20 protein-coding genes are annotated in these 15,665 nt (G+C 60.3%); 6 read left to right on the plus strand and 14 right to left on the minus strand.

Going from position 1 to position 15,665, the window contains the following annotated elements:
• Positions 1-42: 42 nt before the first annotated feature.
• Both BLS60_RS01770 and BLS60_RS01775 read right to left on the minus strand, forming a co-directional pair.
• A complete protein-coding gene (locus BLS60_RS01770; protein WP_092363960.1) occupies positions 43-1,113 on the minus strand; it encodes an LOG family protein in 1,071 nt (356 codons plus the stop codon).
• Positions 1,114-1,184: 71 nt separating this feature from the next.
• Entirely contained in the window at positions 1,185-1,586 is a 402-nt protein-coding gene (locus BLS60_RS01775) for a quorum-sensing-regulated virulence factor family protein (RefSeq protein ID WP_070883863.1), read from the minus strand.
• A 248-nt stretch (positions 1,587-1,834) separates the two neighbouring features.
• Here BLS60_RS01775 and BLS60_RS01780 point away from each other — a divergent pair, with 248 nt between their 5' ends.
• A complete protein-coding gene (locus BLS60_RS01780; RefSeq protein ID WP_092363963.1) occupies positions 1,835-2,545 on the plus strand; it encodes a tRNA-uridine aminocarboxypropyltransferase in 711 nt (236 codons plus the stop codon).
• Here the strand turns inward: BLS60_RS01780 and BLS60_RS01785 are convergent.
• Complete coding sequence (locus tag BLS60_RS01785) at positions 2,529-3,425, minus strand: DMT family transporter (RefSeq protein WP_092363966.1); 897 nt, start codon at positions 3,423-3,425, stop codon at positions 2,529-2,531. The genes BLS60_RS01780 and BLS60_RS01785 overlap by 17 nt on opposite strands.
• A 156-nt stretch (positions 3,426-3,581) precedes the next feature.
• Between BLS60_RS01785 and erdR the strand changes: the two genes are divergently transcribed.
• A complete protein-coding gene (gene erdR / locus BLS60_RS01790) occupies positions 3,582-4,232 on the plus strand; it encodes a response regulator transcription factor ErdR (protein WP_070883860.1) in 651 nt (216 codons plus the stop codon).
• Positions 4,233-4,309: 77 nt separating this feature from the next.
• Positions 4,310-4,675 (plus strand): diacylglycerol kinase, encoded by a 366-nt coding sequence (locus BLS60_RS01795; RefSeq protein ID WP_092363969.1) that lies wholly within the window; start codon positions 4,310-4,312, stop codon positions 4,673-4,675.
• Here BLS60_RS01795 and BLS60_RS01800 read toward each other — a convergent pair.
• A complete protein-coding gene (locus BLS60_RS01800) occupies positions 4,672-5,598 on the minus strand; it encodes a LysR family transcriptional regulator (RefSeq protein ID WP_092363972.1) in 927 nt (308 codons plus the stop codon). The genes BLS60_RS01795 and BLS60_RS01800 overlap by 4 nt on opposite strands.
• 120 nt (positions 5,599-5,718) lie before the next feature.
• Here BLS60_RS01800 and fpr point away from each other — a divergent pair, with 120 nt between their 5' ends.
• Positions 5,719-6,498 (plus strand): ferredoxin-NADP reductase, encoded by a 780-nt coding sequence (gene fpr / locus BLS60_RS01805; RefSeq protein WP_092363974.1) that lies wholly within the window; start codon positions 5,719-5,721, stop codon positions 6,496-6,498.
• A 209-nt stretch (positions 6,499-6,707) separates the two neighbouring features.
• Here the strand turns inward: fpr and bfr are convergent, their stop codons facing one another.
• From bfr to pyrC, 5 genes are all read right to left on the minus strand, one after another.
• On the minus strand, positions 6,708-7,178 hold the full coding sequence (bfr, locus tag BLS60_RS01810) for a bacterioferritin (protein WP_092363977.1): 471 nt from the start codon (positions 7,176-7,178) through the stop codon (positions 6,708-6,710).
• Between the two features lie 203 nt (positions 7,179-7,381).
• Complete coding sequence (locus BLS60_RS01815) at positions 7,382-7,600, minus strand: bacterioferritin-associated ferredoxin (protein WP_070883855.1); 219 nt, start codon at positions 7,598-7,600, stop codon at positions 7,382-7,384.
• 301 nt (positions 7,601-7,901) lie between these two features.
• Positions 7,902-8,834 carry an N-acetyl-gamma-glutamyl-phosphate reductase gene (gene argC / locus BLS60_RS01820; protein ID WP_092363980.1) on the minus strand — a complete coding sequence of 311 codons (933 nt, stop codon included), beginning with the start codon at positions 8,832-8,834 and terminating at the stop codon, positions 7,902-7,904.
• 5 nt (positions 8,835-8,839) lie between these two features.
• Entirely contained in the window at positions 8,840-9,514 is a 675-nt protein-coding gene (rnt, locus tag BLS60_RS01825; protein ID WP_070883853.1) for a ribonuclease T, read from the minus strand.
• Positions 9,511-10,557 carry a dihydroorotase gene (gene pyrC / locus BLS60_RS01830; protein ID WP_092363983.1) on the minus strand — a complete coding sequence of 349 codons (1,047 nt, stop codon included), beginning with the start codon at positions 10,555-10,557 and terminating at the stop codon, positions 9,511-9,513. Before pyrC ends, rnt begins: the two co-directional genes overlap by 4 nt.
• 150 nt (positions 10,558-10,707) lie before the next feature.
• Between pyrC and BLS60_RS01835 the strand changes: the two genes are divergently transcribed.
• Both BLS60_RS01835 and BLS60_RS01840 read left to right on the plus strand, forming a co-directional pair.
• Positions 10,708-11,640, plus strand: coding sequence for a flagellar protein MotY (locus tag BLS60_RS01835; protein WP_070883851.1), 933 nt, complete (start codon positions 10,708-10,710; stop codon positions 11,638-11,640).
• A 99-nt stretch (positions 11,641-11,739) separates the two neighbouring features.
• Complete coding sequence (locus tag BLS60_RS01840; RefSeq protein ID WP_070883850.1) at positions 11,740-12,957, plus strand: argininosuccinate synthase; 1,218 nt, start codon at positions 11,740-11,742, stop codon at positions 12,955-12,957.
• 219 nt (positions 12,958-13,176) lie between these two features.
• Here BLS60_RS01840 and BLS60_RS01845 read toward each other — a convergent pair whose 3' ends face one another.
• The 5 genes from BLS60_RS01845 to folM all read right to left on the minus strand — a co-directional run bounded on the left by BLS60_RS01845 (position 13,177) and on the right by folM (position 15,570).
• The gene (locus BLS60_RS01845) at positions 13,177-13,518 is read right to left on the minus strand and encodes a HopJ type III effector protein (protein ID WP_092363986.1); all 342 of its coding nucleotides are present in this window, start codon (positions 13,516-13,518) and stop codon (positions 13,177-13,179) included.
• Entirely contained in the window at positions 13,515-13,817 is a 303-nt protein-coding gene (locus BLS60_RS01850) for a DUF1244 domain-containing protein (RefSeq protein WP_070883848.1), read from the minus strand. Before BLS60_RS01850 ends, BLS60_RS01845 begins: the two co-directional genes overlap by 4 nt.
• A gap of 87 nt (positions 13,818-13,904) precedes the next feature.
• A complete protein-coding gene (folX, locus tag BLS60_RS01855; RefSeq protein WP_092363989.1) occupies positions 13,905-14,276 on the minus strand; it encodes a dihydroneopterin triphosphate 2'-epimerase in 372 nt (123 codons plus the stop codon).
• 2 nt (positions 14,277-14,278) lie between these two features.
• Positions 14,279-14,839 (minus strand): GTP cyclohydrolase I FolE, encoded by a 561-nt coding sequence (gene folE / locus BLS60_RS01860; protein WP_208597271.1) that lies wholly within the window; start codon positions 14,837-14,839, stop codon positions 14,279-14,281.
• Positions 14,840-14,859: 20 nt separating this feature from the next.
• Positions 14,860-15,570, minus strand: coding sequence for a dihydromonapterin reductase (gene folM / locus BLS60_RS01865; RefSeq protein WP_092365259.1), 711 nt, complete (start codon positions 15,568-15,570; stop codon positions 14,860-14,862).
• Positions 15,571-15,665: the final 95 nt, after the last annotated feature.

Consider the following 15,665-nt stretch of genomic DNA (forward strand, 5'->3'; position numbering starts at 1 on the left):
GTTAACTGAGCAGCGCCATATCCCCTTTACATGATTATCCGCTCAGGCCTGCCAGTGTTGCGGCAGATTGATCAGGTCGAGCAGCTCGCGCAATCGCCCCGCGCTACGGCCTGTGAACGCGAAGACCAGTCTTGGCAAGTCGCTCAGCTCGGCTGCTTCCGGCTCCTCACTGCTGCTCAATTGCTGAATGTCACCCGTTTTGCAGAGATCACTGAAGCGCTGGTTCAATTCGCTCAGTGCTTCATTTGTCAGCGCGTGCCGCATGCGAATGACGAATCGATCCTTCATCCAGCGGCTGGAATGGAAGTTGGCATAGAAACGGGCGATTTCCTCGGCAGCTTCTTCGGCGCCGTGCACCAGATGCAGCAGGTTCATGTCACTGGCCAGGATATAGCCATTGCTGTCGAGGTTCTGCTGGATGTAGTCGAGCAGCCCCTGCCAGAACGTGCCGTCAGGCTCGTCGAGCAGTATCACCGGTACCAGTGGGCTTTTGCCGGTCTGGATCAGCGTGATGACTTCCAAGGCTTCATCCAGCGTGCCAAAACCGCCTGGGCAGAGCACCAGCGCATCGGCTTCCTTAACGAAGAACAGCTTGCGTAGAAAGAAGAAGTGAAACGACAGCAGATTGTCGCTGCCTTGCATGGTTGCGTTGGCCGATTGCTCGAAGGGCAGGGTGATGTTGAAGCCTAGGCTATGGTCCAGGCCCGCACCCTCATGTACCGCGGCCATGATGCCGCCGCCAGCCCCGGTAATGGCCATAAGGTCATAGCGGGCCAGGGTAGCACCCAGGTCCCGCGCCAGCGCATAAACCGGATGCCCAGGCTGGGTGCGCGCCGAGCCGAATACGGTGACCTTGCGTCGGTGCCTGAAGCGATCCAGTACGCTGAAGGCCCGCTCCATCTCGCGCAATGTTTGCAACATGATCTTGGCGTCCCAGCGGTTGCGGTCTGCCTGAGCCATGCGCGCTACGGTCGCGAGCATTTCCCGGTACAGCGCGAGGTTGGGGCTGTCAGCGGGGGTGATTTGGGCGGCCAGTTCGTCGAGGCTGTCCGCCAGGTGTGTGCTGGTGCTGTGAGGGTGACGGGAAAGATGGGCGTTCGCGTGATCATCCATTGCGCTTCTCCTTTACCTCAAAACGCGCCCGTTGCCCGACGCGCCTCGTTGCGTCTTGCCACGCGGCTGGCTTACAGCCGGCAATCGGCTTTGCCAAACCGTTCGGTGGTAACCGGGCGATTGTTCTCGATGTCGCTGAACTCATAACGCAGGACCGCACCATCGACCAGTAGCTTGCGAAAGCCCGGGTTGCTGCACACGCTGTTGGTCAATTGCGCGCGCACACTGTCGGCGTTGTCACGCATCTGTGCGGCGTGCCCAGGGCGGACGCTGAGGTGATTGATCAACTCGTTGCCTTCGACGGTGTAGCCGCGGTCGAGAATGTCTTCATTGATGGCGCGTGGTGTACCAACACTGCTTTCGCGCGCCACTTTTTCCAGCGTCTGGGTCAGCTCATAGCCTTTTAAGGAAGCGGCCTGTGCGGTCGGCAACAGCAGACTGACGAGAAGGGCGGAAAGGGCGAAACGCTGCATGGCTGACTCCTGAAGACGGTAAGCGGTTATAGACCCGGCTCGTCTCTTTATGTTCGCTTGGTGAAGCGGTTAGGCGGGCAATGGTAAATGTTACCAAGCCTCGCGGTTGCGTGGAGATTAGCAGGGGCAATGGGGGCTTTTTTACCTGCGCAATTGATAGACTACACGCCCTCATAGCTCGACCCTTTGCCCACCATGTCTTTACCCGCCTGTCACTGCACTCGTTCGGCCTCGCCAGGCCTGCGTTCATGAGTCACGCCGTTGCCAAATTACGCGCTGAGCGCCTGGCTCGTAGCGTCAAGCCGTTCCTGGCCAGAGGGTCACGGGCCGAGCGTTGCCTGAATTGTCGTCTGGCGCGCACGCATTGTCTGTGCGCATGGCGACCGCAGGTCGTGGCGAATGCTGGCGTCTGCCTGCTGATGCACGACGTCGAGGCATTGAAGCCCAGCAACACCGGCTGGCTGATTGCTGATGTGGTTGCGGAAACGTCGGCGTTCGGCTGGTCGAGAACCGAAGTCGACCCCCAACTGCCGTCGCTGCTGGCCGAGCCCCAATGGCAGCCGTATCTGGTGTTTCCAGGGGAATACGCCGCGCCGGAGCGCGTGGTAAATGCGGTTGAGGTGGAAGCCGGTAAGCGCCCAATGTTCGTGATGCTCGATGCGACCTGGACCCAGGCTCGCAAGATGTTCCGCAAGAGCCCATACTTGGACCAATTGCCTGTGCTCAGCCTGCAGCCGGAGGCGCTCTCACGCTATCGGCTGCGCCGCTCCAAACGCGATGATCACCTGTGCACCGCCGAGGTGGCGGCGCTGTGCCTCGAGCTGGCCGGTGATGAGCGCGCCGCCGATGCATTGAACGCCTACCTCGACGTGTTCAGCGAGCATTACCTGGCTTCCAAGGCGCCACACGCGGTCGACCTGAGCAACGCGTTGCATCAACGGCTCAGGGCTTTCCTGTAACGGTCGCCGGTTTCGGCCAGAGCTGTGCCAGCAGCATGCCGGCGAACATCAGCGCGCAACCGAAATAACCCCGCGCGGATAACGACTCGCCGAGCAGAATGGCGCCAGCAATGGCGGCGAACACTGCCTCCAGAGACAGGATGATCGCAGCGTGGGACGCGATGGCGTGTTTCTGCGCAACTACCTGCAGGGTAAAGCCAATCGCGACGCCGAATATGCCACCGTACAGAATTGCTGGTAGCGCCTGGACGATATCCGCGCTCGGCAGGTGTTCGAATATCAAGGCCAGCGCCAGGCTGATGATCGCGCAAGTGACGAACTGCACCAGTGCCAACAACAGCGCATCGTGACGCGCGGCGAAAACACCGACCAGCAGCACGTGTACGCCCCACACAAAGGCGCCAGCCAGCTGCAGCCAGTCGCCTGAGGCCACCTGGAAGCCCTCGCCGACACTCAGCAGGAACATGCCGAGCACCGCCAGCGAGGCGCCCAGCCAGATGCCCAGGCCGGTCTTATGGCCCAAAGCCAGGCCGAGCAATGGCACCACGATCACATAAAGTCCGGTAATAAAGCCCGAGTTGGTAACGCTGGTGAACAGCAAGCCGACCTGCTGCAGGTTGATGCCCAATGCCAGTACCGCTCCCATCAGGCAGCCGCCGAGTAATAGCGGCCTGCTCATGGGGGAAGGCGGCTGTTTACTACGTCGACGCAACAGAACCAGTATCGGCAGCAGCACGACAACGGCCAGGCAGAAACGCAAGCCGCTGTAGAGGTAGGGGCCGATGGCGTCCATCCCCAGGCGCTGGGCGACGAACGACGAGCCCCAGATCATTGCAGTCAGCAACATCAGCAGATCGGCGCGCAGTGCTTGGTTGACCATCATCGGGCTCCTGGTGAGAAGGGCGCAGACTTTGCCGTAAAGCGTCGCGCTTGACCACCCCGCTTGCGCTGGGCATGCTGGTGGGTGCCGTACGCTGCGCCGTCAGGCAGATGGAGTGTGCAGTACGGTCTGCCTATAAAAAGAACAGGATCTGCCATGGTCGCTTACGAAATCCTGATAGCTGATGATCACCCCCTGTTTCGCAGCGCGCTGCAGCAGGCCCTGACAATGGGGCTTGGCGCTGGCGTGCGACTGGTCGAAGTGGCCAGCATCGCCGAATTGGAAGCGCGGCTCGCGGAAAAAACCGATTGGGATCTGGTGCTGCTTGATCTCAACATGCCCGGTGCCTATGGCTTCTCCGGGTTGGTGCTGCTGCGTGGGCAATACCCGCAGATTCCCGTGGTAATGATCTCTGCTCAGGAGGAGGCGGCCGTCGTGGTGCGTTCTCGCGAGTTCGGCGCCAGTGGCTTTATTCCCAAATCCAGTTCACTGGAAGTCATTCAGCAGGCAGTTCGGCAGGTGCTTGACGGTGAGGTCTGGTGGCCGCCGCAGAGCGAAGAAGCGATCAGCCTGTCTGCCGAGGCAAAGGCCGCCAGCGCCGGGCTGGCCAGCCTGACACCACAGCAGTTTCGCGTGTTGACCATGGTGTGCGAAGGGCTGCTGAACAAGCAGATCGCCTACGAACTGAGTGTTTCCGAGGCGACGGTCAAAGCCCATGTGACGGCAATCTTCCGCAAGCTGGGCGTACGCACGCGCACCCAGGCGGCGTTGCTGCTTCAGCAGCTGGAGTCCGTGCCCGCCGCCTGATGGCGACCGATTGTGCGGGATTTTTTTTGGCCTCTGGCGTACCCTGCCGGCCTTTTCCATCTCGCGGTTCGCTGTCTATGTCGCCTTTCAAAGGACAAACCGGGTTCAAGCGCATTCTCAATGCCGCAGGCTACTCGCTGGACGGGCTGCGCGCTGCCTTCGTTGGCGAGGCGGCGTTCCGCCAGCTGGTGCTGCTCAACGTGGTGCTGATTCCTGTCGCATTGCTGCTCGACGTCAGCCGTGGCGAGCGCGCGTTGATGATTGCCGTGTGCCTGCTAGCGTTGATTGTCGAGCTGCTCAACTCGGCGGTCGAGGCCGCCATCGACCGTATCTCCCTGGACCTGCATCCGCTATCGAAAACCGCCAAGGACATGGGCAGCGCTGCGCAGCTGGTGTCGCTGACGCTGATCGCCAGCGTGTGGGGGATCATTCTGCTCGGCTAACGCACTTCCGGCAGCACGATCTCGTCGCTGCGGCGGATGCCGGCAGTCAGCGCACGGCACATTTCGAGAAACTCGCGCATGGCAGCGGTCTGGTATTTCTGCCGGTGCCAGATGAAGTAGAACTGCCGGCGCAGGTCCAGGTCCGGCGTCTCCACCGGCACCAGGCTGCCACGGCGAAAGGCATCGCGCAGAGCCAGGCGCGAAATACAGCTGATGCCCAGGCCAGACTCCACGGCGCGCTTGATCGCCTCGGTGTGCTCCAGCTCCAGGCGGATGTTCAGCGCGTCAGAGTGGTGCCGCATGGCCTGGTCGAACGTCAGGCGCGTGCCAGACCCCTGTTCGCGAAGGATCCAGTCCTCGCCGCTCAATTCGCGGATACTGGCGTGGCCTCGCTTAGCGAGGGGATGCTGAGGGGCGCAGAACACCACCAGTTCGTCCTCGACCCAGCTTTGCACTTCAATGTCCGGATGATTGCAGTCGCCTTCGATCAGGCCCAGGTCAATTTCGTAGTGGGCGACTTGCTGCACAATGTGCGCAGTGTTCTGCACATGCAGCTTCACCTGGCTTTCCGGATGTTCCTTCATGAAGCCGCCGATCAGCAAGGTCGCCAGGTAATTGCCAATGGTCAGGGTGGCGCCCACTGCCAGCGAGCCGAAACCGGACTTGCCCTTGAGCAGGTCTTCGATTTCCTTGGCCTGGTCCAGCAGTGCGACCGCCTGGGGCAGTAGCTGGCGCCCCAGGGCATTGAGGCTCAGGCGTTTGCCAGCACGGTCGAACAGCTGGCAGCTGGACTGGCGTTCCAGTTCGGTGATCGAGGTGCTGGCGGCTGACTGTGACAGGGCGAGGAGGGTAGCGGCTCGGGATACGCTCTCCTGCTGGGCGACGGCGACGAAGACTTGGAGCTGACGGAGAGTAAATCGCATATCTATATAACCGATAACCTATATCTTGATAATTCATTTAACAGATATTGTGGCCGCGATTAGAATGCCGCGCAATTGCGCTTAAGAATCAGCGCGTCTGAAGTTTTTAGGAGCCGGTAAATGAGCAACATGAATCACGAACGCGTCCTCAGTGTTCATCACTGGAATGACACGCTGTTCAGCTTCAAGTGTACCCGTGATCCGGGCCTGCGCTTCGAGAATGGCCAGTTCGTGATGATTGGTCTGCAACAGGAAAGCGGCCGCCCGCTGATGCGCGCCTACTCGATCGCCAGCCCGAACTGGGAAGAGCACTTGGAGTTCTTCAGCATCAAGGTGCCGGACGGTCCGCTGACCTCGCAGCTGCAGCACCTCAAGGAAGGTGACGAGGTCATCATCAGCAAGAAGCCCACCGGCACGCTGGTGCTCGACGACCTGAATCCGGGCAAGCATCTGTATCTGCTCAGTACTGGCACTGGCCTGGCGCCGTTCATGAGCGTCATTCAGGATCCGGAAACCTACGAGCGTTTCGAAAAGGTGATCCTGGTCCATGGCGTGCGCTACGTAAACGAAGTGGCCTACCGTGAGTTCATCACCGAGCACCTGCCACGCAACGAGTTCTTTGGCGATGCGTTGAAGGAAAAACTGATCTATTACCCTACCGTGACCCGCGAGCCGTTCGAGAATCAGGGCCGTCTGACCGACCTGATGCGCAGCGGCAAACTGTTCGCGGATATCGGCCTGCCGCCGATCAACCCGCAAGACGACCGCGCGATGATCTGCGGCAGCCCGAGCATGCTCGACGAGACGAGCGAAGTGCTCGACAGCTTCGGCCTGAAGATCTCGGCACGTATGCGTGAGCCGGGTGATTATCTGATCGAGCGCGCCTTCGTCGAGAAGTAAGCGTCAGCGAAAATAAAAAACGGGAGCCTAGGCTCCCGTTTTTTATTTTCGTAATTAGTCCCTAGTCGATACTGCGGATTGGAGCTTGCGAGCTAGAGCCATGCAAGGCGAAAACGAGCGAGAAAGCGGAGTGTACTGGAGTGTACTTTTGTACATGAGCATTTCGAGCTTGTTTTCAACGCGGCAGGGCCGACGCGCAGCTGCTCCCATCACTCGTCTATCTGCGACTGCAGGTAGTTCTGCAGACCAACTGCCTTGATCAGGCTGAGCTGGGTTTCCAGCCAGTCGATATGCTCTTCCTCGGACTCAAGGATTTCTGCAAGCAGTTCGCGGCTGGCGTAGTCACCGATAGTTTCGCAGTAGGCGATGGCTGCCTTCAGGTCGATGTGCGCCTTGTGCTCGATCTTCAGGTCGCACTCGAGCATTTCTTGAGTGTTTTCGCCAATCAGGATCTTGCCCAGATCCTGCAGGTTAGGCAGACCTTCGAGAAACAGGATGCGCTTGATGAGCTTGTCAGCGTGTTTCATCTCATCAATGGATTCGTGGTATTCGTGCTTGCCTAGCTTGGTCAGGCCCCAATCTTCATACATGCGGGCGTGCAGAAAGTACTGGTTGATCGCGACCAACTCGTTACCGAGGATCTTGTTCAAGTGCTGAATTACTGTCTTATCGCCTTTCATGGTGAAGCCCGCCTGCCTAGAAATGAGTTACCGATGGCGAATTCTGGGCTTGCAAAATAAGACTGTCAAACGTAAGTTATTGAAATATAAGTGAAAATAAATATAAATACGAATGTTTAAGTTGTGCGTTTTGGCGCTAACTCATTGAATTAAAGGCATAAAAAAACCGGATACGCGATCCGGTTCTTCAAAAACTTGGCTATTCACGCCGCAACAAAATTTCCGGGGTAGGCCATCGCTACCTGACTTTGTTGCACTTCACCCAAGGTTTCACGAACGACTTGCTTGGCAAGGCATGCGCATTTGCCGCATTGGCTGGCAACACCCAGTGTTTCGCGAACTTCACGGTAGCTACAGCAACCTTCGTAGATTGCTTCGCGGATCTGACCGTCGGTGACACCTTCGCAGAGGCAGACGTACATGGCTTGGCCCGTCGTTTGGCTGAGGCTGATGGCAACGGATACTAATGTTAATGAGAATGCGTGTCAAAGATTAACTGGCTGCCAATTGGCATGAATTCGCAACTTTGGATGAGTGGTAATTTTGTCTGTCCAGTAGCGCGTTGACTCCTATATTGCCTGGTTCGCAGGCACGCTTTGTTGTTAGCCACGGCAGCTGAGAAACAGACATAAACGCCGCGTCGCCCGGCTCAGGAGGCCGCTGCGACGAATCGCAGGCATAAAAAAACCGGCTAAAGAGCCGGTTTTTTGTCATGCCGCAGGGTCAGTCAATCTGCGTGCATAGCCCTTCGTCCAGGCCGAGCATGATATTCAGGTTCTGCACCGCAGCTCCCGAAGCCCCTTTGCCTAGATTGTCGAGTTTGGCGACCAGAAGTGCCTGCTTGCCGCTGCTCGCGCCGTAAACCTGCAACTCGGCCCGATTGCTGCCGTTTAGACCGTGTGGGGTAATGAACGGCGCTGTATCAGCCGGGATTTCGTTGTAGGGCAGGACCTGCACGAACTGCTCGCCCTGGTAATAGGCGCTCAAGGCTTTTTGCAGGTCGACGCCGTCGCTGTCTTGCAGTGGAATCATCACCAGCATGCCCTGGTCATAGCTGCCGACCGCAGGCTGGAAGATCGGTCGCGCTTGCAGTCCGCTCCAATGCTGAATTTCCGGGATGTGCTTGTGATCGAAGCCCAGGCCGTAGGCAGCGTAGACCGGTGCGTCATCCTGCTGATAGCGCTCGACCATCTTGGTGCCGCCGCCGGTATAGCCCGATATGGCGTTGATGCAGAGTTCGCGATTCGCGCCCAGCAGGCCTGCTTCGATCAGCGGCCGCAGCAGCAGGATGGCGCCAGTGGCGTAGCAGCCCGGGTTACTCACCGCCGCGGCTTTGGCGATGGCTTCGCGTTGACCCTTGGCCAGTTCCGCCATGCCGAACACCCAGTCGCTCGCCGTGCGGTGTGCGGAACTGGCATCCAGCACCCGGCAACCGACTTCGCGGGCTTGAAGAGCGGTTTCCTTGGCGGCATCGTCCGGCAGGCACAGTACGGTTACGTCGACCGAGCGCATCAGCGCGAGCTTGGCGTCTGCATCGCGGCGTTTGTCATGGTCGATGGTGACCACGTCGATCTGCGGGTGGTTGGCCAAGCGCTGACGAATCTGCAGACCCGTGGTGCCGGCCTGCCCATCAATGAAGATCTGATATTTTTTCATGGCACTCACTCGTCGAAGTCTTCCCAGCCGCCCATTTCCTTCCAGCGATTGACGATGCCGCAGAACAGCTCGGCGGTCTTCTCGGTGTCATAGCGGGCGGAGTGGGCTTCACGGCCGTCGAACTCGATGCCGGCGGCCTGGCACGCCTTGGCCAGCACGGTTTGCCCGTAGGCGAGGCCGGCGAGGCTGGCGGTATCGAAGCTGGAGAACGGGTGGAAGGGGTTGCGCTTGAGGTCGCAGCGAGCAACCGCGGCATTCAGAAAGCCCAGGTCGAAGCTGCTGTTGTGGCCGACTAGAATCGCGCGCTTGCAGCCATTGGCCTTTAGCGACTTGCGCAGACCACGGAAAATCTCGGTCAGCGCGTGCTCTTCGCTCACTGCCATGCGCAGCGGGTGATCGAGTTTGATGCCGGTGAACTCAAGCGCCGCCTGCTCGATATTGGCGCCTTCGAACGGCTCGACCCGGAAGAAATGCGTGTGGTCCGGGTACAGGAAGCCGCTCTCGTCCATGCCGATGGTGGTGGCAGCGATTTCCAGCAGGGCATCGGTGGCGCTGTTGAAGCCACCGGTCTCGACATCCACGACCACCGGCAGGTAACCGCGAAAACGCGCCGCCATGGGGTGGCGCGGGCCGCTGCTGCCTGATTGTTCCTGATCGTCTTCGTACTGTTCTTCGCTCATTGACCAGCCTCCAGCAGGCGCCAGCGCAGCGATTCGCCTGCTCGCAAGGGGATTACCGTCTGCTCGCCAAAAGGCAGGCTGGCCGGTGCGTTCCACGCTTCACGCACCAGGGTAATGGTGTCGGTGTTGCGCGGCAGAGCATAGAAGTCGGGGCCAAAGTGGCTGGCAAAGGCTTCCAGTTTATCCAGCGCGCCGCGTTGCTCGAAGGCTTCGGCATACAGCTCGATGGCGGCATAGGCGGTGTAACAACCGGCGCAGCCGCAGGCGTTTTCCTTGGCATGGCGCGCGTGCGGCGCAGAATCGGTGCCGAGGAAGAACTTCGGATTGCCGCTGGTGGCCGCGTCGAGCAGCGCTTCCTGATGCGTATTGCGCTTGAGGATCGGCAGGCAATAGAAGTGCGGGCGAATGCCGCCAACCAGCATGTGGTTGCGGTTGTATAACAGGTGCTGGGGCGTGATGGTGGCACCGACGTTAGCGGGCGCCTCCTTGACGAACTGCGCAGCGTCGCCGGTGGTGATGTGTTCGAACACCACTTTCAAGGTCGGGAATCGCTCGACCAGACGGCGCATGTGTTCGTCGATAAAGGCCTTCTCGCGGTCGAAAACGTCGACCTCGGCGCGGGTAACCTCGCCGTGCACCAGCAGCGGCATACCGGTTTCCGCCAGGGCTTCCAGCGCACCCGTGATGGTGTCCAGGCTCGTGACGCCGGAATCGGAGTTGGTGGTCGCGCCCGCCGGGTACATCTTGGCGGCATAGACGAAACCGCTGGCCTTGGCCGCACGGATGTCGTCACCGGTGGTGCGGTCGGTGAGGTAGAGCACCATCAGCGGTTCAAACTGGCTGCCGGATGGCCGCGCGGCGAGGATGCGCTGACGGTAGTCGCCAGCCTCGGCGGCATTGCGCACCGGCGGCACCAGATTGGGCATGATGATCGCGCGGGCAAAGGTGCGGGCAACATCGGCGACGGTGTGCGGCAGTACCGCGCCATCGCGCAGGTGGATGTGCCAGTCGTCAGGACGCAGCAGGGTGATGCGGTCGGTCATTGAGGCTTCCAGGCGGGGGCGAAACATGCCCGGAATGCTACCGGAAAAGGCCGGCGGGGGCACGCCGCAGATCGGCTCCCTCGCCGCTCAAGTTTTCCTCGCGGCCACCGATACCCACAGGGAACGTTGTATTTTCTTGTGGAGCCCGCTGTGCGCCAGCCCTTTTTCCTTATCGTCGGTTTGCTAGCCGGCGCAGGCCTGAGTCTGCCTGCGACCGCGATCAGCTTCCAGACTCGTCTGGAAAAGGTCGAGTGGCAGGTCGCCGGTGACCAGTTCGAATGCCGCCTGATCCAGCCGATCACCGATTTCGGTGCCGGTGAGTTCGTGCGCCGCGCGGGTGAGCAGGCGACCTTTCGGTTGCAGGCGCGTGAGCGCTGGCTCGGCAATGGGTCGGCAACGCTGCTGGCAGCGGCAGCGCCATGGCAGCCGGGGCGCGGCGATATCAACCTCGGGGTAGTCAGCTTGGGCAGCGGCGAGGTTGCGTTCAATAGCAACCAAGAGCAGGCCGGACGCTTGTTGACCGGGTTACTAGAGGGGCGCAGCCCGCTGGTACGTCATCGCAGCTCGATGGGCGGTGAGAGCCTTGAAGTGCGCCTGCTGCCGGTGCGTTTTCGCAAAGCGTACGACGATTATCTGAATTGCACCGCCAAGCTACTGCCGGTTAATTTCGATCAGGTGCGGCAAACCGTCGTCGGCTTTCCTGATGGCGGGGCAGAGCTCGATCCCATGGCCAAGGCCAAGCTGGAAATCATCCTTGATTTCATGAAGGCCGACCCGGCTGTTAACCGTATCGAGCTGGATGGCCACTCTGACAACAGTGGCAACCGCCTGACCAATCGGGACCTGTCACGCCGCCGCGCGCTGGCGGTGCTGGAGTACCTCAAGGCCCAGGGCGTGCCCGAAGAGCGCATCGTCATGCGTTTCCATGGTGAGCGTTATCCGCTGGCGCCCAACAACACCGCGGCCAATCGCAACAAGAACCGTCGGGTCTCGATACGCCTGGAAAAGGTTCCGCAAGCGCCTGTGCAGCCTACCGAGCAGGCGGCCCCAGCGGTGCCTGCCACACCCGCGGCGACGTCCTGATTCTGTCGCCTTAGTGCCATAGCCTGTCGCACCCCTGTAAATCCTGGGCCATGGGCAGTAGAATCACGGGCTTTTCGCACAACCCGTGGAGTGGATGGCATGGCGGACGTCAAAAAGGTAGTTCTGGCCTATTCCGGTGGCCTGGACACCTCGGTGATCCTCAAGTGGCTGCAAGATACCTATAACTGTGAAGTGGTGACCTTCACCGCCGATCTCGGTCAGGGCGAAGAGGTCGAGCCGGCCCGCGCCAAGGCCAAGGCCATGGGCGTCAAGGAAATCTACATCGACGACCTGCGCGAAGAGTTCGTACGCGACTTCGTCTACCCGATGTTCCGCGCCAACACCGTTTACGAAGGCGAGTACCTGCTGGGTACTTCCATCGCCCGTCCGCTGATCGCCAAGCGCCTGATCGAGATTGCCAACGAGACCGGCGCCGACGCCATCTCCCACGGTGCGACCGGCAAGGGCAACGACCAGGTCCGCTTCGAACTCGGTGCCTATGCGCTGAAGCCTGGCGTGAAAGTGATCGCGCCGTGGCGCGAGTGGGACCTGCTGTCGCGCGAGAAGCTGATGGACTACGCCGAGAAGCACGCCATCCCGATCGAGCGCCACGGCAAGAAGAAGTCGCCGTATTCCATGGATGCCAACCTGCTGCACATCTCCTACGAAGGTGGTGTGCTGGAAGACACCTGGACCGAGCACGAAGAGGACATGTGGAAATGGACTGTCTCTCCCGAGGCAGCGCCGGACGCACCGACCTACATCGAGCTGACCTACCGTAAAGGCGACATCGTCGCTATCGACGGCAAGGACATGAGCCCGGCCACCGTGCTGGCTGAGCTGAACCGCATTGGCGGCGAGAACGGCATCGGTCGTCTGGACATCGTCGAGAACCGTTTCGTCGGTATGAAGTCCCGTGGCTGCTACGAAACCCCAGGCGGCACCATCATGCTGCGTGGCCACCGCGCCATTGAGTCGATCACCCTGGACCGCGAAGTCGCTCACCTCAAAGACGAGCTGATGCCCAAGTACGCCAGCCTGATCTACAACGGCTTCTGGTGGAGCCCTGAGCGCCTGATGCTGCAACAGATGATCGACGCATCCCAGGCCAGCGTGAACGGCGTGGTTCGCCTGAAACTGTACAAGGGCAACGTCACCGTGACCGGCCGCAAGTCCGACGACTCGCTGTTCGATGCCAATATCGCTACCTTCGAAGAAGACGGCGGCGCGTACAACCAGGCTGACGCGGCGGGCTTCATCAAGCTCAATGCGCTGCGCCTGCGCATTGCTGCAGGCAAGGATCGCAAGCTGCTGTAACGGCTAGCGTCTCGATCCACACCGGGCCCTGCAATCGTCAGGGCTGCGGTGTGTGATTGTTCTAACGTCGTTCACCCACATTCCGACTATTCGGCTCCCTTGGCGGTTTCGCTACAGGGCCGCTGGCGCGTGGGCAGAAGATTTTTACAGGTGAGTGGCGGGGCGTGCGGAGCCAGTCGCACCAGGCCAGGCGCTCGCCCGGCTGCTGGTGCAAGGGGATCAGGCGTTGCGGGTGAGCGGTTGCTGGTCGAACTCGACGCCGGCCAGGCCGTTGCTGATAAGCGCGCGGATATTGGCGTGGTCAGTGCCGTCCGGGGTGGCCAATACACTGCGATAGTGTTCGCCGAAGCACTGCAGGGCTTCCTGGTCACTCAGGCCTTCGAGCAGGGCCAGGCCAAGGGTCTTGCACGAACCTTCGTTTTGCCCGGCAGCGTTGGCTACTTCACCGTTACGAAAAGCGCTGGGCTGGTACGCGTAGTGTTCGGCGACGAAGGCCAGGGTTTCGGCAAAGGCGAAGTGCTCGCCGCTCAGGCGGGCACGGAAGTCGTTCAGGTGGCTCATGCGGTTCCTTTCGGGTTCTTGGCGTTGAAAGCGGCCTTTTGATCGGCGCTGGCTTCGGTCTGATACTTGGCCTTCCACTCGGCGTAGGGCATGCCGTACACCTCTTCGCGGGCTTGATCCGGGGTGATGGCAATATCCAGATCGTCGGCTGCGGCCTTGTACCACTTGGACAGGCAGTTGCGGCAGAAGCCAGCCAGGTTCATCAGGTCGATGTTCTGTACGTCTGGCCGTTCGCGCAGGTGTTGAACCAGGCGGCGGTAGGCGGCAGCTTCCAGTTCGAGGCGTTCTTGATCATTCATGGCGATGCTCTCTGCGGGGAGTGGCTGCGATGATAAAAGCCCGCACGCAGGTCGGCAACCGGGCCGGCCTGCGGTGCTGTGCAAGCGTCAGCGGTGGCCGGCTAGGGTGATCGACACCGACTCGGCGAAGCGCAGCGCGTGAGGCTTGTCGACTTCCACTTCCGCGTAACGCACCGAGTCGTGCGCCATCACCAGGTCAAGGATCTCCTGAGTCAGGCGCTCCAGCAGGGCGAAGCGGTTGCCCTCGACGTGGCTGATGATGGCCTTGGTGATGGTGCGATAGTTGAGGGCGTGATCGATGTCGTTGTCGCGTACCGCATCGACCGCTGGATAGAGGATGGTCAGGTTGATCAACACGTCCTGCTTGTTGTTGATCTCCTCTTCCTTGATACCGATGAAGGTACGCAGGCGCAAATCCTTGACGCGAATGCGCGCCATGCCGGGTTCCAATCTGGGCATCGTTACTTGCTCCGTCCGATCAGTTGCAGGAATTCGTGACGGGTATTGTAGGACTCACGGAACGCACCGAGCATCACCGAGGTGCTCATTACCGAGTTCTGTTTCTCTACACCGCGCATCATCATGCACATGTGCTGTGCCTCGATCACCACTGCAACGCCGGCTGCCTGGGTGACTTCCTCGATGGCACTGGCGATCTGCCGAGTGAGATTTTCCTGGATCTGCAGCCGGCGCGCATACATGTCGACGATGCGCGCGATCTTCGACAAGCCCAGCACCTTGCCGGTGGGGATGTAGGCCACATGCGCTTTGCCGATAAAGGGCAGCAGGTGGTGCTCGCACAGCGAATACAGTTCGACGTCCTTGACGATCACCATCTCGTCACTCTCGGAGCTGAACAACGCACCGTTGACGACTTCCTGCAGGCTTTTCTCGTAGCCGTTGCACAGGTACTGCATGGCCTTGGCAGCGCGCTTGGGCGTATCCAGCAGGCCTTCGCGTTCAGGGTTCTCACCGATGCCGAGGAGGATTTCGCGGTAATGGTTGGGCAGTAATGGGTTCATCTTCATATCCTCGCGGCGCCTCACTTGAGGTGGCGGCCGCCGTTCACGGTCAGGGTGGTGCCAGTGATGTACGGGGTATCCAACAGATAACGCAGGCTCTGGTAAACCACATCGGGACCTGGCTCGAAGCCCAGCGCGGATTTTTTCAGGGCTTTGCTTCGGTATTCGGCATCGTCGTCGGGGTTGAACATCAGCAAGGCCGGGGCGATGCCGTTGACCTTGATGTGCGGTGCGAAGCGCGCCGCGAACGACAGGGTGAGGCTGTCCAGCCCGGCTTTGGTGGCGCAATAGGCGGGGCGATTGCCGCTGCCCTTGCGCACCACGTCATCGCTGATGTGGATGATGTCAGCACGTTCGCTTCGCTGCAGCAGCGCGGCGCCATGCAGGTTGATCAGGTACGGCGCAAGCATGTGCACGGTGAACAATTGCTGGAAAGCCGCGGCTTCTTCACCGGGGGCTTCGGCGAACCAGGCCGAGGCGTTATGAACGATCGCGCGCAGTGCATCGGTGTGGGCCTTCAGCTGCTCGATAAAGGCGAGAATGCTGGTTTCGTTGGTGAAGTCGGCATGCAGTGTCAGCGCACCGCGCGCGCGCAACGTTTCCAGCTCGGGCTTTTCGCTGCGGTAGGTGACGATCAGTGAATGGCCGTCATCGAGTAGCCGCTCGGCACAATGCAGGCCGACACGTTGGCTGGCGCCGGTGATCAGGATCGGGGCGTTGGTAACGCTCATGGGCAATTCGTCGAGAGTGAACGAGGGAAAGGCGCCGCGATAGAGGTCGTTGGCCTGGCTGTACAAAGTTATAGCAGCGGCGAAAGCTGTACAAC

Source organism: Phytopseudomonas seleniipraecipitans, assembly GCF_900102335.1.
Lineage (GTDB): Bacteria > Pseudomonadota > Gammaproteobacteria > Pseudomonadales > Pseudomonadaceae > Aquipseudomonas > Aquipseudomonas seleniipraecipitans.

Coding starts and splice junctions, on each gene's coding strand:
- BLS60_RS01770 (WP_092363960.1), bottom strand. CDS start 1,113: ATGGATGATCACGCGAACGCCCATCTTTCCCGTCACCCTCACAGCACC.
- BLS60_RS01775 (WP_070883863.1), bottom strand. CDS start 1,586: ATGCAGCGTTTCGCCCTTTCCGCCCTTCTCGTCAGTCTGCTGTTGCCG.
- BLS60_RS01780 (WP_092363963.1), top strand. CDS start 1,835: ATGAGTCACGCCGTTGCCAAATTACGCGCTGAGCGCCTGGCTCGTAGC.
- BLS60_RS01785 (WP_092363966.1), bottom strand. CDS start 3,425: ATGGTCAACCAAGCACTGCGCGCCGATCTGCTGATGTTGCTGACTGCA.
- erdR (WP_070883860.1), top strand. CDS start 3,582: ATGGTCGCTTACGAAATCCTGATAGCTGATGATCACCCCCTGTTTCGC.
- BLS60_RS01795 (WP_092363969.1), top strand. CDS start 4,310: ATGTCGCCTTTCAAAGGACAAACCGGGTTCAAGCGCATTCTCAATGCC.
- BLS60_RS01800 (WP_092363972.1), bottom strand. CDS start 5,598: ATGCGATTTACTCTCCGTCAGCTCCAAGTCTTCGTCGCCGTCGCCCAG.
- fpr (WP_092363974.1), top strand. CDS start 5,719: ATGAGCAACATGAATCACGAACGCGTCCTCAGTGTTCATCACTGGAAT.
- bfr (WP_092363977.1), bottom strand. CDS start 7,178: ATGAAAGGCGATAAGACAGTAATTCAGCACTTGAACAAGATCCTCGGT.
- BLS60_RS01815 (WP_070883855.1), bottom strand. CDS start 7,600: ATGTACGTCTGCCTCTGCGAAGGTGTCACCGACGGTCAGATCCGCGAA.
- argC (WP_092363980.1), bottom strand. CDS start 8,834: ATGAAAAAATATCAGATCTTCATTGATGGGCAGGCCGGCACCACGGGT.
- rnt (WP_070883853.1), bottom strand. CDS start 9,514: ATGAGCGAAGAACAGTACGAAGACGATCAGGAACAATCAGGCAGCAGC.
- pyrC (WP_092363983.1), bottom strand. CDS start 10,557: ATGACCGACCGCATCACCCTGCTGCGTCCTGACGACTGGCACATCCAC.
- BLS60_RS01840 (WP_070883850.1), top strand. CDS start 11,740: ATGGCGGACGTCAAAAAGGTAGTTCTGGCCTATTCCGGTGGCCTGGAC.
- BLS60_RS01845 (WP_092363986.1), bottom strand. CDS start 13,518: ATGAGCCACCTGAACGACTTCCGTGCCCGCCTGAGCGGCGAGCACTTC.
- BLS60_RS01850 (WP_070883848.1), bottom strand. CDS start 13,817: ATGAATGATCAAGAACGCCTCGAACTGGAAGCTGCCGCCTACCGCCGC.
- folX (WP_092363989.1), bottom strand. CDS start 14,276: ATGCCCAGATTGGAACCCGGCATGGCGCGCATTCGCGTCAAGGATTTG.
- folE (WP_208597271.1), bottom strand. CDS start 14,839: ATGAACCCATTACTGCCCAACCATTACCGCGAAATCCTCCTCGGCATC.
- folM (WP_092365259.1), bottom strand. CDS start 15,570: ATGAGCGTTACCAACGCCCCGATCCTGATCACCGGCGCCAGCCAACGT.